A 14,913-nucleotide genomic window follows, 5' to 3' on the forward strand; every position below is an offset into this window, starting at 1 on the left:
GCTGACGCCCGCGCGTAGCACCGACCCATCGCAGCTCCCAGTATGCTGTCCCGGTGATTGCGCAGCCCCCAGTCGTGGCGCCGACGCGCGGGATCTTCGGGGGTAGTGCCGCACGGCTACGCGGAGCCTTCGTCGGCGGCACGTCGGGCGCGGTGAGTATCGCAGCGCATGCGGCGGGCGGAGGCCACACGTCCATCGGTCAGGGACCGCTGGCCCTACTTCTGTTCGCTTGCTCGGCTGTCGGTGTGCTCGGCGCAACAGTTCGCACCACACGACGCCCGCTGCTGGCCTTGATGGCAGTTCTCGTCGCAGGCCAGGTCGTCGGGCACTCGGCGCTCGCCGCGGCATCTGCCCATCCACTGAGCCTGCCGACCGCGCCGATGACCGGCGCACACGCGGGCGCGGTCCTGATCACCGCCCTGCTGATTCGAGCGGCCGAACGCGGATTCTCGATAGCGACCTCCGTCGTCAGGCGTGTGACGCGGGTGCTGTTGGTGGCGGTCGACGACGGCGCGGATCGGTCGACGGCGCAGCCGGTCGCCTACCACGCACGGGTCGTTCTTCGTCTACTCGCCTCTTCGGGCATCGGAACCCGAGGACCTCCAAGACCTTTCGCACAACTCCTCTCGTAGCGACGCACACCGGCAGGTGGGCGCCGCTGCGCTACCCCCTGTCCGCTGAGGCGAAACGAGATCTTTCATGTCCATTTCCATGCCCAAACGCGCGCCGTCACGCGCGCCTGACCCGGCCGGCTCATCCGGAACCGGTTCCCCATTCCGCGCACTGATGCTGCGACTGCACTTCTATGCGGGGATCCTCGTGGCACCGTTCATCCTCATCGCCACGATCAGCGGCGGCCTCTACGCGGCCGCGCCGACCATCGAACAGTTCGTCTACCGCGATTATCTGCGAGTGGAATCCGGTGGCGATCCGATACCGGTGGCAGAGCAGATCGCGTCCGCTCAGCGGGAACGACCGGATCTGGCCCTCGCCGCCGTCCGTCCGGCGCCCGCACCGGGAGACTCGACGAAAGTTCTGTTCACCGACCCGACGCTGGGCGACGGGAAACACCTCGCCGTGTTCGTCGACCCTGGCACCGGAGCCACGCTGGGTGAGGCCGCCGTCTACGGCAGGGATGCGCTGCCGCTGCGGACGTGGATCAGCCAGTTGCACCGCGACCTGCACCTCGGCGAGCCGGGCCGCCTCTACAGCGAACTGGCGGCGTCGTGGCTGTGGGTCATCGCACTGGGCGGAATCTACCTCTGGGTCGGCCGATACCTGCGCGCCCGCCGCTCGAACTCCTCCGCGGCACGACTGCTGACCCCCGACCTGAACGCGAAGGGGCGGCGACGCACGCTCAGCTGGCACGGAGTGGTCGGTCTCTGGATCGGCGTAGGCCTTCTCTTTCTCTCGGCAACCGGGCTGACTTGGTCGACCTACGCCGGGGAGAACGTCGGTGCAATGCGTGAGGCGCTCAGGTGGACGACGCCCACGCTCACCACGTCGCTCTCGTCCGCCACGCCTTCCGACGGCGACAACCACTCCAGCCACGGAAGCGACGCGGGTGAGTCATTCTCCGAAGTCGACGACCGGACGGGAGTCGCGGGGATCGATTCGATTCTGGCGATCGCACAACACCATGGACTCGACGGGGCCGTCGAGGTCAGATTCCCGGCGACCACCGACACCGCCTATACCGTCACCGAGGTTCGGACGCCTTGGGTGTTCGGTACCGATTCGATCGCGGTCGACGGACAGACCGGGACGGTGACCGACACACTGCGTTTCGCCGACTGGCCTCTTGCCGCCAAGCTGACCTCCTGGGGAATCGCACTGCACATGGGTCTGCTGTTCGGCCTCGCGAACCAGTTGGCCCTACTCGCACTGGCCGTCGCGCTCACTACCGTGATCGTGCGCGGATACCTCATGTGGTGGCGCAGACGCCCGACACGCGGTTCACAGTGGTCCGTCGGACGCCCACCGCCCCGAGGGTCGATTCGACGCCTGCCCGCATGGCGCGTCGCGGCCGGGGTCGCCGTTGCCGTCGCTGTCGGATGGTTCGTTCCGCTCCTCGGAGTGAGCCTGCTCGGTTTCGTGTTGATCGATGCCATGATCGGGGCATACCAGCGATCCCGCGCATAGGCGTAGGGTCGGCCGGTCGGGCAGCTTGCGCAGCAGCCCGACCGGCCGCTTCATATCCGAAGAGCTTCCGCGCCCATCAGAGCGTGCTCAATCGATTGCCAAATGGACGGCGAGACCGCCGAGAACTGTGCCCATCAACATCTTCTGGGCACGAGCCCACGTCGGCCGATCAGACAGGAAGACCGCGACGGATCCTGCCAGACAGACAAGCACCGCGTTCAAGGTCAGTGCGACGGTGATCTGCACACCGCCGAGCAACAGGCTCTGCAACCATACTGACCCTGACTCGGGGTGGACAAACTGCGGAATCAGGGCCAAATACATCACGGCAATCTTGGGATTGAGAAGGTTCGTGGTCGCACCCATGAGAAAGAGCTTGCGGGAGGAATCGCTTCGCACCGCTCCGGACTTCGACTGGGCTGGGGCGAAGATCGCCGTGCTACCTGGCCTCAATGCCTGCCAAGCGAGCCACCCCAAATAGCACGCGCCTGCGAGCTTCAGCGCCGTGTACGCCTGGGGAACCGCTGAGAACACCGCTGAGATCCCCAGAATCGCAGCGGCCAGATAGCACAGGAACCCGAAAGCGACACCGGCCAACGAGATCAAGCCTGCCCTCCGCCCCTGAGTAATGCTGCGCGAGACCAGATACAACATGTTGGGGCCTGGGGTGATCACCAAACCGAGTGAGATCGCCGCCACACCGAGTACTGCCGTCGTGTCAACCATGACGGGGAGAATCTCACCGCGACGCCTCGCCGTCGCGGTCCAGTCCAGCTTCGGTGGACCTGTGTCCGGTTGCATTCGCCGACGACCAGTGGGAACGTCGGGAGAGTAGACCGTTGTCAAATCCGAAAGGGTGAAACACAAGCTATGCGTACAGCCGTCGCTGACAGTTACCCCACGAGGGACCGCAACGAATGCACGCTCTTGCTACGAGAGGATCCGGTCACTTGGTTCGATCCCCTTACGGGTGATCCGAAGCCCGGACCTCTCTCCGCAGCCCAGCTAGAGGACTACGACAGGCGCGGATACCACTGCGCCGACAAGATCATTCCTCCGCAGGACGTATTCGATCTCCTGGACGAGATGACGCGCCTAGCGGAGACCGACACCCTCCAGGGTGATGCCCGCGTCGTGAGGGAGAACGGCAACGGCGACGTCCGTTCCATCTTCGACGTCCACCGCCTCAGCGATGTCGTCGACGAGATCGTCCGCCGCCCAGAAGTCGTCGGCATCGCCAGGCAGATCCTCGGTTCCGAGGTGTACATCCACCAGTCTCGGCTGAACTTCAAGCCCGGCTTCACCGGTGGGCCGTTCTACTGGCACTCCGACTTCGAGACCTGGCATGCCGAAGACGGAATGCCCAGGCCCCGCGCCGCGAGTATCTCTATCGCGCTGACCGAGAACTACGGGCACAACGGCGGCCTGATGATAATGCCCGGTTCGCATCGCGCCTTCGTCTCGTGTGCAGGCGAGACCCCGGAGGACTACTACAAGGAATCGCTGGTCAGCTACACCCCGCCGACCGGATCGCCCGATCGCCCCACCCTCACGCGGATGGCCAACGAGTACGGAATCGACGTAATGACCGGTGCAGCAGGCTCCGCCACGGTATTCGATTCGAACTGCATGCACGGCTCGAACGGCAACATCACACCGTTCTCGCGCTCCAACCTCTTCATCGTGTTCAACAGCGTGGAGAACACGCTGACGGAACCGTTTGCCGCTCCGGCGCCGCGCCCCGATTATCTCGGTAGCCGGGATTTCACACCCTTGCGGTAACGAACTACCACGGCCCGCGGCCCGAGCCCGCGTGACGTGTTGCTCGGGCCGTGAGGAATGGACTGACGTTCATTCACACCCTTTTCAAACCCCTGACATGCGACGATAGCGGGGCAGTGTGCGGCCACCCCGCTCGGGCGGTCGAACCTCCGTCGCCTGGTAGGGGGAAGGATGTTTGCCTACATCGCTCGCACAGTCGTCGCCCATCCGTGGCGGGTCATCTCGGCATGGGTGATCGCCGCAGTCGCCGTCGTCGTATTCTCGCCCAGTCTCGACGACTTCACCACCGGGAACCAACAGTCGTTCCTACCCAGCTCCTTTGAATCCTCCGAGGCGCAGAACATCGGGAACGAGTATTTCCCCAGCCTGTCCGGCGCGACCGGCAGTGTGGTGGTTACCCGCGCGGACGGCGCCGCCTTGTCTTCCACCGATCAGCAAACCGCGTTGAACCTCGCTACCACGCTTCAAAATTCGGCGATACCGGGTGTGGTGAGTGTGCAGGGTTCGCAGGAATCCTTCTCGGCCGACGGGAAAGCTGCCGCTCTTCAGGTGGTGTTCGACGGGCAACCGGGCGACGAGGTGGCAGATTCCGCTGTTCCGATCGTCCGCGATGATGCGCAGAAGGGGCTGGAAGGCACCGGACTCGTCAGCGGGTTGACGGGGAACGCAGCCATTCAGGTAGACACCACCAACGCGTACAACAATGCGGACAGGGTCATCACGATCGCCACGATCGTCATCATCCTTTCCCTGCTCAGCCTGATCTTCCGCAGTCCGATCATCGCAGTGTTGCCGGTAGTCGTGATCGGAGCGGTATTGGCTGTGGTCATGGGGCTGACCGCCGTCTTGGCGGATGTGTTCGATTTCGAGGTCAGCACGACACTGCAACCTTTGCTCGTCGTCGTCCTGTTCGGCATAGGCACCGACTACCTTGTCTTCCTGCTGTTCCGCTATCGAGAGCGACTACGGCAGAACGCACGCGACGGAAGCGCCGTCTCCGGCAACGGCCTATCCGAACATCAGGAATCGCTGATCTTTTCGGTTGGCGTCGTAGGCAGAGTAATCGCGTCGTCAGCACTGACGGTCGTCGCCGCCTTCGCCGCCCTGCTGCTGGCCCGACTCGGCTCGCTCGCCACACTCGCGCCCGGTCTCATCGTGGCGGTTTCCGTGATGCTCGTGACCGCACTGACGCTCATCCCCGCCGTGTTCACCGTGCTCGGCCGGCACCTGTTCTGGCCGCTCGGACCGGGCAGCGACAGTCCCCGCACGCCGTTCGCCTCGATCGGATCCACCATCGGACGCCATCCAGCCGTATTCGCCGCCGCTGTCGGTGTGGTGCTGATCGCGCTTGCCGCCTTCGCTCCGGGCTACAAGTCCACGTACAACACGCTTGGCGAATTACCTTCCGACACACCGTCACAGCAAGCGTATGACACTCTCAGCGAATCGTTCCCCGCCGGCGCACTGAGCCCGACTCTGGTGTATGTGGTCGCCCCGGACCCACTGGACCCGAATTCTCTCACTCCCCTGGTCACATCGCTCTCGCAGGTGCAGGGAGTGTCCTCCGTGACCCCACCCCAACTCAGCCAGGACGGCCAAGCCGCTCTCATCAACGTGATCCTCGGCGACGACCCCTACACGAATTCTGCCCTCGACCTGGTCGAAGGACCGATCCGCGACACCGCTCACGGAGCCGTCCCGGGTGCACAAGTCGTTGTGGGCGGAGAGACATCCACGTTCGCCGATGTCAGAGCGCAACTCGCTGCCGACACTCGCCTCGTGTTCCCTGTTGCCGGGATCGCGATCGCCGCCATCCTCGCGCTCCTCCTCCTCGCGGTGCTGGCTCCCCTCAATCTCTTGCTCTGCGTCGCACTGACATTCGTTGCCACCCTCGGCGGCGTGGTGCTCGTGTTCCTGCACGGTTTGGGTTACGTCGGCATCGATTTCTCGATCCCGATCGTGCTCTACCTGTTCGTCGTCGCGATCGGTACCGACTACAACATCCTGCTCGCCTCGCGGCTGCGCGAGGAGTTCCGAGGCGGCTACAACTCACGCGATGCCGCACGCATCGCCGTATCCAACGACGCTCCCACGGTGGCTGCCGCCGGCCTGATCCTGGCCCTGACCTTCGCGTCGCTGACCCTCACCGGTCTGGACAACCTCGTCCAACTCGGATTCGGCGTGGCGACCGGTGTCGCCATCGCCGCTTTCGCGATGGCTCCGATGCTGGTACCGAGCCTGGCCGCCCTAGAGGGGCGCCCGTTCTGGTGGCCTGGCAGGCAGAGGTCGACAGGCGACAGCGACAACGGGCGCCAGTTCGAACCCACTGACGTCGGGTGACCGCTCCCTCGATTGGAACATATGTTCGAAGAACGCGTTAGACTGTGCCCATGCCATCGGCCAACTCGGGATACGAGCTGCAGGCATCACTGTTCGATGACGCGTCACTGGGCATCGAACTGGGTGAGCTCGGGCACACGGTCACCCGGCGCACACTGACGTCGGGTGCATGGGTCGACGTGCGCCCGAACTGGATGACTGGTTCGAGTCAGCTGTTTACGACGCTCGCCGAGACAGTGCCTTGGCGAGCCGAGCGCAGGCGGATGTACGACCGCGTCGTCGACGTCCCACGGCTCGTCCGTTTCTACGACGTGAACGATCCGCTCCCAGATCCGGCCCTCGATGCGGCGCGTGGGGCCCTGAACAGTCACTATCGGGCCGAGCTCGGTGAATCGTTCGTGACGACCGGCCTGTGCTTCTACCGCGACGGCTCCGACAGCGTCGCCTGGCACGGCGACGACACCGGCCGCAGCCGCACCGAGGACACGATGGTGGCCATCCTGTCTCTCGGCACGGATCGGGCGCTGATGTTGCGTCCGCGCGGCGGCGGGCACTCGATCCGGTACTCACTGGGCCACGGCGATCTTCTGGTGATGGGCGGATCCTGCCAGCGCACCTGGGAGCATTGCGTACCGAAGAGCGCCCGCCCGCTCGGACCGCGAATCAGCGTCCAGTTCCGAACGCGGGGCGTCCGGTAGTTAACCGCGGCGCGCTGCCACCGCCTGAGCCAATCGATCCAACTGCGCCGACGTCGTGTTCCAGTCGATGCAGGCGTCGGTGATGGACTGACCGTAGGTGAGATCCTCGGCCTTCCCGAGCGTGAGATCCTGGCGGCCCGCCTCGATGAAGCTCTCCACCATGACGCCGGCGATCCCTCGCTCCCCCGCCTGGAGACGACGTGCGATGTCGCCCAGGACGTCCACTTGCTTCTCGTGGTTCTTGCTGCTGTTGCCGTGGCTCGCGTCGATGACAACGCGCTCGGGCAGTCCCGACTTGCGCAGGCGGGCCAGGGTGTCGGACACGGTCTCCGCGTCGTAGTTGGGACCGTCGCTTCCGCCACGCAGGATCACATGACAGTCCGGGTTCCCGGCGGTACGGATCAGGGCCGCGTGCCCGTCCAGGTCGGTGCCGGGGAATACGTGACTCGCCGCGGCAGCCCGCGTGCCGTCGACCGCCACCTGAACGTCACCCTCGGTGGAGTTCTTGATACCTACCGGCATCGAGAGTGCGCTGCACAGCTGGCGGTGCACCTGGCTGGCTGCGGTACGCGCGCCGATCGCCCCGTAGGTGACCAGATCCGCGATGTACTGCGGCATGATCGGATCGAGGAACTCGCAACCGACGGGAAGGCCGAGCGAGGACACGTCGAGGAGGAGTTTGCGGCCCATGCGGATTCCGGTGTCGATATCGAACGTGCCGTCGAGGTTCGGATCGTTGAGCAGACCCTTCCAGCCCAGCGTGGTGCGCGGCTTCTCGAAGTAGACCCGCATCACGATGTGCAGGTCGTCCCGCAGCTCATCCGCCTTTGCGGCCAGACGCCGCGCGTAGTCCATCGCCGCGACGGGGTCGTGCACCGAGCACGGTCCGACCACAACGAGTAGGCGGTCGTCTTCGCCATCGAGCACCTTCACGGTGTCGGCACGTCCCGTACGCACGGTCGCGGACGCTACCTCGTCGGGGGCGTACTCACTGCGCACAACGGACGGAGCCACCAATGGGCTGATGCTCACCGTGCGCTGTTCGTCGAGACGATCGCTTCGGCTGGCGGTATCGAGAGTGACAGTCATGAATTCGTCGTTCCTGTTCTCAGGCCGACCCTCGAAGACTGTGAAAACCCCGGGAGCCGGTCTGTAATCCGGCTCTGGGTGAAAGAAGTCAGCGCGTGGTCACGCCGACCGACCCACCCGGGGCCGGCCTGCTAAACCAAAAATATGCGCACTGCATGGCAGACACAGTAGCGGCTTCGCTCTCGGATCGCCACACCCACCCTCTCCGGTCTGCGCCACCCACGCCGCATATGCAACCATTGAGTGATCCACACCACAACGCAGGCGGTACCCCGGCAGCTGGAAGTCCATAGCATGCGGAGGAACTCGTGACATCCACCTTCACAGCGACCGTACTGGGCTCACCTCGGATCGGTCCCAACCGCGAACTCAAGAAGGCCGTGGAGTCCTATTGGGCCGGCGGCTTGGATGCAGAAGCACTCGACTCGGTGGCGAGGGACCTACGACGACAGACTTGGATCGGTCTGCGCAATGCAGGGGTCGACTCCGTGCCCGTCAACACGTTTTCCTACTACGATCACGTCCTCGATACCGCAGCCATGCTCGGCGCCCTGCCTGAACGCGTCGCCGAAATCGGGGACGACCTCCACCGCTATTTCGCCGCCGCCCGAGGCAACGCCACGGTCCCGCCGCTCGAAATGACCAAGTGGTTCGACACCAATTATCACTACCTGGTCCCCGAGATCTCCCCCTCCACCATGTTCGCCCTCAACCCGTCAAAGGTGCTCCGCGAGCTCGAAGAGGCTTTGGCCCTGGGTATTCCGGCCCGCCCGGTCGTGGTGGGCCCAGTGACGTTCCTGCTTCTGTCGAAGTCGGTCGGCTCGGACGCTCCGCTGCTCGAGCGTCTCGACGAGATCGTCCCACTATATGCAGACCTGCTCGCTCTCCTCGCCGACGCCGGTGCCGAATGGGTCCAGATCGACGAGCCCGCACTCGTCGCAGACCGCACGGAAGACGAAATCGCCTCCACCAAGCGCGCTTACGATCAGTTGTCCGCGATTCAAGCACGTCCCGCGATCCTCGTTGCGTCTTACTTCGGGAGCCTGGGTGAGGTGCTTCCGGCACTTGCATCCTCCGACGTCGACGGGCTGGCTGTCGACCTGGTAGCCGGATCCGATTCGCTCGCTTCGGTTCCCGGGCTCGAACGCAAGCATGTTGTCGCAGGCATCGTCGACGGGCGCAACATCTGGCGCACCGATCTCGACCGGGCGTCGACCGAGCTTGCCGCCCTCGCCGGACACGTCGGATCGCTCGCCGTGTCCACCTCATGCTCCCTGCTGCACGTCCCATACACCCTGGACGGTGAGACCGACCTCGACGACACGCTGCGGTCGTGGCTGGCCTTCGGCGCCGAGAAGGTCCTCGAAGTAGTGGTTCTCGGTAGAGCCATGACCGGCGGCGACGAATCGGTCACCGACGAGTTCACATCGGCCCGCGCAGCGGCGGCTACCCGCAACACCGACCCGCGTCTGCGCGACACCGCTGTCCGCTCCCGATTGGAGGCTCTTACCGCTTCCGACCCGGGCCGCGGCCCGGCGGCGCAGCGGCGGGAAGCACAATCGGCGTTGGCGCTGCCGCTCCTCCCCACGACGACCTTGGGGTCGTATCCACAGACCAGTCGAATCCGCCTGGCCCGCGCGGCGCTGCGCAAGGGTGAGATCGACGAGACCGACTACGTGAACCGGATGCGCGCCGAAATCTCCGACGTCGTGGCATTGCAGGAGAAGTTGGATCTCGATGTGCTCGTACACGGCGAACCCGAACGCAACGACATGGTGCAGTACTTCGCCGAGCAGCTCGACGGCTTCGTAGCAACCACCAATGGCTGGGTGCAGTCGTACGGCACTCGCTGCGTGCGGCCGCCGATCCTCTACGGCGACGTGCGGCGACCGAACCCCATGACGATCGAGTGGATCACATTCGCCCAGTCATTGACTCGGCGTCCGGTCAAGGGAATGCTCACCGGCCCCGTCACGATTCTCGCATGGTCGTTCGTACGCGACGACCAGCCACTGGCGGATTCGGCCAACCAGGTCGCGCTGGCGATCCGCGACGAAACGGTGGACCTACAGCAAGCGGGCATTCGGATCATTCAGGTGGACGAACCCGCGCTACGCGAGCTGCTGCCCCTGCGGTCGGCCGATCAGCAGGCCTATCTCGACTGGGCGGTCGGCGCGTTCCGGCTCGCGACGTCGGGTGTAGCCGACTCGACGCAGATCCATACGCACCTCTGCTACTCGGAGTTCGGCGACGTCATCGAGGCCATAGCCAATCTCGACGCCGACGTGACGTCCATCGAGGCGGCGCGCTCGCACATGGAGGTCCTGGGCGACCTCAACGCGGTGGGCTTCGATCTCGGAGTCGGCCCCGGGGTGTACGACATCCACTCGCCGCGCGTGCCCGGCGTCGAAGAGATCACCGGTCTATTGACCGAAGCGTTGAACGCTGTTCCCGCCGAAAGGCTCTGGGTCAATCCCGACTGCGGTCTGAAGACCCGCACCCCGTCTGAGGTCGAGGCCTCGCTCGGCAATCTCGTCCAAGCGGCGAAACTGATGCGCGCAAAGTTGCAGAAGTAGATCGATGGGACCTTGCCCCGAGCTACGACGTCAGCTAAGGATGATTTATGGATTCCGCCGACACCATTGCCCCCCTCGACGGGGTGCGGGTACTCGAACTGGGTAACTACATCGCCGCGCCGACCGCGGGGCGCATTCTCGCCGATTTCGGCGCCGAGGTCATCAAGGTCGAGCGCCCGAGGACCGGTGACGAACTACGCAACTGGCGCCTCTATTCGGGCGACACTTCGATGCTGTATCGCACGATCAATCGCAACAAGAAATCGATCGTCCTGGACCTGCGCACCGAGGAGGGCCGCCGACTCGTCCTCGACCTTGCCGCCGAGTGCGACGTTCTGCTCGAGAACTTCCGGCCCGGCACCCTCGAGAAATGGGGTATCGGACCGGACGCGCTCGCGGAAGTCAACCCCGAACTGGTGATCACCCGAGTCTCCGCGTTCGGGCAGACAGGCCCGATGTCGCAGCGACCCGGATTCGCAGCAGTTGCCGAGGCCGCGGGTGGGTTCCGTGAACTCGTGGGCGACCCCGACCGTCCCCCGGTGCGAGTGGGTGTGTCCATCGGCGACTCCATTGCCGGGCTTTACGCGGCCTTCGGTGCCGTTATGGCACTGTTCCAGCGGGAAGCGGCGAAGGTTGCCGAAGTGGCGGGCCCGCCACTGCCACATCGGATTATCGACGTCGCCCTCAACGAATCGATCCTGTCGATGATGGAATCACTCATCCCCGACTATCTCGCCTACGGCATCAAACGCGAACGCGTCGGCGGACGCATGGAGGGCATCGCCCCGTCCAATGCCTATACCTGCAAAGACGGCAACAGCATCATCATTGCCGGCAACGGTGACGCCATCTTCGCGCGCTATATGGACACCATCGGCCGTCCCGACCTCGGCGCCGATCCGGAGCTGTCGACCAACGCGGGCCGGTGGGCCCGCCGCGACGAACTCGACGCCGCGATCGGCGAGTGGACAGCCCGGCACTCCCGCGACGAAGCGCTGAAGATCCTCGACGACGCGGAGGTGCCGTCCGGCCCGATCAGCACCGCCGCCGACATCTGCAACGACGAGCAGTACGCGGCCCGGAACATGATCCAGCGCTTCACCGTCGATACCGGCGAAGCCCGGCCGAAGCAGGTCGGATTTCCCGGGATCGTCCCGGTGATAGGAGGCCAATCGCTGCCCATCCGCAATGTCGGGCCCGACCTCGGCGAGCACACCCGGGAAGTCCTCGAAACAGTGCTCGGCAAGACCCCGGATCAGATCGACGCCATCATCGGCCGCACCGAAGGCGGGACGGCATGACTCTCACCTTCGAATCACGTGCGCTTCTGCGCGATGTCACCCTCCGCGACGGCCTGCAGTTGACCGGCAAGATGCTGCCGACCGGCCGCAAACTCGAGATCGCGCGGCGTCTTCTCGAACTCGGCGTTCCCGCCCTGGAAGTGGGATCGATGGCCCGCCCCGACCTCGTCCCGCCGATGGCCAACACTGTCGAGGTGATCACCGAACTCACACCGGACGAACTCGACCACTGCTGGGTATGGGTTGCCACTCCACGGCACGTCGAGAAGGCTGCCGCAGCCGGTGCCAAGCATTTTCAGTACTGCTTCTCCGCATCGGATTCGCACAACCAGGCCAACATCGGACGGTCCACCGAGGACAGCCTCGCCGCGATGCCCGCCGCGATCGAACTCGCGCAAGAGATCGGCGGCAGCATTCAACTGTGCATCGCGACCTCCTTCACGTGCCCGTTCGAGGGCCGAGTCCCGCTGCGGCGAGTGATCGACATCGCCAACGATCCGCGCGCGCACGGCGCCGTCGACATCGTCATTTGTGACACGCTCGGCCAGGCGATCCCCGCAGAGGTGAGCTCACTGGTGTCCCGTGTGCGATGGGAAACTCCTCATCGCAGCATCGTCTTTCACGGCCACGACACCTGGGGACTCGGTGTGGCAAACAACCTGGCCGCCATCGCGGCCGGCGCGATGACCGTCGACGGCGCTCTCGGAGGGCTCGGCGGCTGCCCGTTCGCCCCCGGGGCCAGCGGCAACACGTCGAGCGAAGACCTGCTCTTCGCCACCCGTCCCGACTGGCTCACCCCGGACACGTTCCGGTCTGTGGTGGAACTGTCCGAGGCGACACTCGCAGAACTGGGCGAGGAAAACCACTCGAAGGCCGCCCAGGGTGCCCGATCGAAGGCCAACACCTTCGAGTGGGTCATCGACGAATGAGCGCAATTCGGCTGTCGCTAAACGAGCAGCGATGTGGTACTTGTTGAGAATGCAAAATCTCGACTCGACGAAAGGCGCATGAGCGCCCCCCAAGATTTCTCTCCACGACGATGGTCTGGGGAATTCACCCACGAGGTCGACACACTTCGCTCTGCACTCGACCCAATTCGCTCCGCACCCACCCGGTGCCGTGACCCTTCTTCCCCGTTCGTGATGTCCTACAACGAATTCAGGAAAGGAGGTACGTATGAAGTTGGCTGAGGCACTGGCTGAGCGGGGCGATCTGACGCGACGCGTGGAGCAACTTCAGTCACGCATTCTGACGAATGCACGACATCAGGAGGGTGAGTCGCCCGCCGAGGACGCTGCATCGCTGCTCCTCGAACTCGAGGAGGCCCTGGACCGGACGGAGGTTCTCGTCCGAAGGATCAATCGGACGAACGCCGCTGCGCCACTGGGTGATGCGAGTATCACGGATGCGCTGGCCCGGCGGGACGTGCTACGAATTCGGCATCGAGTGGTGTCCGCAGCGGCGGATGCTGCCTCCGGGCGTGAGCAGGATCGATATGGTAGACAGCTTCGGTCCGAACTCGTCTTCGTCGCGGCGTTGCCCGTCCGGGATCTGCGGCGGACGGCAGACGATCTCGCAGGGCAGATCCGCGAGATCGATATGCAAGTGCAGAAGGCGAATTGGGAAGTCGAGTTGCTCGACTGACCGCCGTGAGTAGTAGGTAGCCGTTCCAGAGGCGAGCACATACCGCGGTCGGCGGGAATCCGACCCCACCTCTTGCGCGGAGGGCAGCGCACCCCGGTACACCCGGATCACAGTGCAGCCCTGCACAACGCACAGGTGACGAAGTACACCGCACATCTCAACACCGAGTGCTGATCGGGAACGGCGAGGGCGGGTAAGGGGCTCCTCACACACGTGAGTGGCGAAGGACGCTGTGAGCACACTTCGCCACTCACGTGGGGCTGGCTCGACAATGGAGGTTCAGCGGTAAACGAGTTTCTCTACGACCAAGCCGTCGCCCACGCGGCATGGGTCGACCGTCAATACGATCCTGGTAGGCATCAGTTGAGTTCGATCGCGACTGACATCGTCGAGGCCCTGGTATGAGAGTTGCACAGCAGGACGGGGCCGCATCGGTACTGCGTGACCCAGTGTTCTTACGTCTGGCGATAATTCAGGCATTGAACATGATCGGCGACGGCCTGATCGCTGCCGGCGTGCCGATACTGCTCGTGAGCAGGCAATCCGGTGGCAGCGATATCGCGGCATTCGTTGCCGCGTCGGGTGTGGGCGGCCTGGTTGTGCTCGCCGCCGCGACCCTGCTGCTCGACGCGTTCTCGCGGCGCACCATTCTGATCGTGTCGGATATCGCGCGCTTGGGCGTGGTCGGCCTTCTCACGCTCTACCTCTCCACCGACAGTCTTGTCTCTCTCATCGCGGCAGGGGCGATCGCCGGGGCTGGTGTCGGCGTGTTCCGGCCCGCATACAGCACGTACATAGGTGAGGTAGTTGATCCGCGCCTGCGAAGGCCCGCAAATGCGTTGAGGTCGCTGAGTTCGAAGGTCGCTGCCGTCGTCGCGCCCGGACTGATCAGTGTCGTCGCACTCACCGGCGCGATCGAGAATGTCCTCCCGATCGCCGCGGTGGTTGCGACTGCATCCATCATCGTCCTACTGGGCTGCCCACCTTCCAAGCTCAGTGGAGAAGCGGACCCGGAAGCATCAAGGATTTTCGAGGGTCTCCGAACGGTCGCCCGCACGCCTTGGATCCTCGCGGTGATGTGTCAGGGCGCCGTCCAGGTCGGTCTCGTCATGGCGCCACTTGCCGTACTCGTTCCGGTATGGCTCGAGGCGCGATCGGCGCAGGCCCAGTACGGCTTCCTACTCGCCGTCGAGGCCCTCGATGCGATCTGTGGCGCGATTGTCGCCCTGCGCGTGAAGACCGCTCGGGTAGGGGTTGTCGCGGTTCTCGCGCTCTTGCTCCAAGGCTTGGTCCCGGTGTCGCTGATCCTCAACGGGCCGATGTGGGTCGCGTATGTGGGAT

The 14,913-nt window shown here is 64.6% G+C and carries 11 protein-coding genes and 1 pseudogene; 10 read left to right on the forward strand and 2 right to left on the reverse strand.

Annotated elements, in window-relative coordinates:
* Window positions 1-53 precede the first annotated feature (53 nt).
* Both BFN03_RS13980 and BFN03_RS13985 read left to right on the forward strand, forming a co-directional pair.
* Window positions 54-632, forward strand: a complete 579-nt coding sequence (locus BFN03_RS13980) for a hypothetical protein (protein WP_084385626.1) — start codon at window positions 54-56, stop codon at window positions 630-632.
* Between the two features lie 67 nt (window positions 633-699).
* A complete protein-coding gene (locus tag BFN03_RS13985) occupies window positions 700-2,142 on the forward strand; it encodes a PepSY-associated TM helix domain-containing protein (RefSeq protein WP_070379505.1) in 1,443 nt (480 codons plus the stop codon).
* Window positions 2,143-2,229: 87 nt separating this feature from the next.
* Here the strand turns inward: BFN03_RS13985 and BFN03_RS13990 are convergent, their stop codons facing one another.
* Complete coding sequence (locus tag BFN03_RS13990) at window positions 2,230-2,868, reverse strand: LysE family translocator (RefSeq protein WP_070380933.1); 639 nt, start codon at window positions 2,866-2,868, stop codon at window positions 2,230-2,232.
* 144 nt (window positions 2,869-3,012) lie between these two features.
* On the opposite strand from BFN03_RS13990, the gene thpD reads away from it, so the two are divergent.
* The 3 genes from thpD (at window position 3,013) to BFN03_RS14005 (ending at window position 6,962) form a co-directional block, all read left to right on the forward strand.
* Window positions 3,013-3,924, forward strand: a complete 912-nt coding sequence (gene thpD / locus BFN03_RS13995; RefSeq protein ID WP_070379506.1) for an ectoine hydroxylase — start codon at window positions 3,013-3,015, stop codon at window positions 3,922-3,924.
* Window positions 3,925-4,095: 171 nt separating this feature from the next.
* Entirely contained in the window at window positions 4,096-6,264 is a 2,169-nt protein-coding gene (locus tag BFN03_RS14000; RefSeq protein ID WP_070379507.1) for an MMPL family transporter, read from the forward strand.
* A 50-nt stretch (window positions 6,265-6,314) separates the two neighbouring features.
* Window positions 6,315-6,962, forward strand: a complete 648-nt coding sequence (locus tag BFN03_RS14005) for an alpha-ketoglutarate-dependent dioxygenase AlkB (RefSeq protein ID WP_070379508.1) — start codon at window positions 6,315-6,317, stop codon at window positions 6,960-6,962.
* Here BFN03_RS14005 and BFN03_RS14010 read toward each other — a convergent pair whose 3' ends face one another.
* A complete protein-coding gene (locus BFN03_RS14010; RefSeq protein WP_070379509.1) occupies window positions 6,963-8,051 on the reverse strand; it encodes a 3-deoxy-7-phosphoheptulonate synthase in 1,089 nt (362 codons plus the stop codon). It abuts the gene before it with no gap.
* Window positions 8,052-8,359: 308 nt separating this feature from the next.
* Here BFN03_RS14010 and metE point away from each other — a divergent pair, with 308 nt between their 5' ends.
* The 5 genes and pseudogenes from metE to BFN03_RS21035 form a co-directional block, all read left to right on the forward strand.
* A complete protein-coding gene (gene metE / locus BFN03_RS14015; RefSeq protein WP_070379510.1) occupies window positions 8,360-10,627 on the forward strand; it encodes a 5-methyltetrahydropteroyltriglutamate--homocysteine S-methyltransferase in 2,268 nt (755 codons plus the stop codon).
* Between the two features lie 47 nt (window positions 10,628-10,674).
* Entirely contained in the window at window positions 10,675-11,928 is a 1,254-nt protein-coding gene (locus BFN03_RS14020; RefSeq protein ID WP_070379511.1) for a CaiB/BaiF CoA transferase family protein, read from the forward strand.
* Window positions 11,925-12,857, forward strand: a complete 933-nt coding sequence (locus tag BFN03_RS14025) for a hydroxymethylglutaryl-CoA lyase (protein ID WP_070379512.1) — start codon at window positions 11,925-11,927, stop codon at window positions 12,855-12,857. The genes BFN03_RS14020 and BFN03_RS14025 overlap by 4 nt, the downstream gene beginning before the upstream one ends.
* Before the next feature lie 247 nt (window positions 12,858-13,104).
* Window positions 13,105-13,572: a DIP1984 family protein gene (locus tag BFN03_RS14030; RefSeq protein ID WP_070379513.1), complete on the forward strand. Its 468-nt coding sequence runs from the start codon at window positions 13,105-13,107 to the stop codon at window positions 13,570-13,572.
* Between the two features lie 485 nt (window positions 13,573-14,057).
* Window positions 14,058-14,879: pseudogene (locus BFN03_RS21035) on the forward strand (MFS transporter); the annotation flags it as partial.
* Window positions 14,880-14,913: the final 34 nt, after the last annotated feature.

It is taken from the genome of Rhodococcus sp. WMMA185 (genome assembly GCF_001767395.1).
Lineage (GTDB): Bacteria > Actinomycetota > Actinomycetes > Mycobacteriales > Mycobacteriaceae > Rhodococcus_F.

Coding starts and splice junctions, on each gene's coding strand:
- BFN03_RS14010 (WP_070379509.1), bottom strand. CDS start 8,051: ATGACTGTCACTCTCGATACCGCCAGCCGAAGCGATCGTCTCGACGAA.
- BFN03_RS13990 (WP_070380933.1), bottom strand. CDS start 2,868: ATGGTTGACACGACGGCAGTACTCGGTGTGGCGGCGATCTCACTCGGT.
- BFN03_RS14030 (WP_070379513.1), top strand. CDS start 13,105: ATGAAGTTGGCTGAGGCACTGGCTGAGCGGGGCGATCTGACGCGACGC.
- BFN03_RS13985 (WP_070379505.1), top strand. CDS start 700: ATGTCCATTTCCATGCCCAAACGCGCGCCGTCACGCGCGCCTGACCCG.
- BFN03_RS14000 (WP_070379507.1), top strand. CDS start 4,096: ATGTTTGCCTACATCGCTCGCACAGTCGTCGCCCATCCGTGGCGGGTC.
- thpD (WP_070379506.1), top strand. CDS start 3,013: ATGCGTACAGCCGTCGCTGACAGTTACCCCACGAGGGACCGCAACGAA.
- BFN03_RS14025 (WP_070379512.1), top strand. CDS start 11,925: ATGACTCTCACCTTCGAATCACGTGCGCTTCTGCGCGATGTCACCCTC.
- BFN03_RS14005 (WP_070379508.1), top strand. CDS start 6,315: ATGCCATCGGCCAACTCGGGATACGAGCTGCAGGCATCACTGTTCGAT.
- BFN03_RS14020 (WP_070379511.1), top strand. CDS start 10,675: ATGGATTCCGCCGACACCATTGCCCCCCTCGACGGGGTGCGGGTACTC.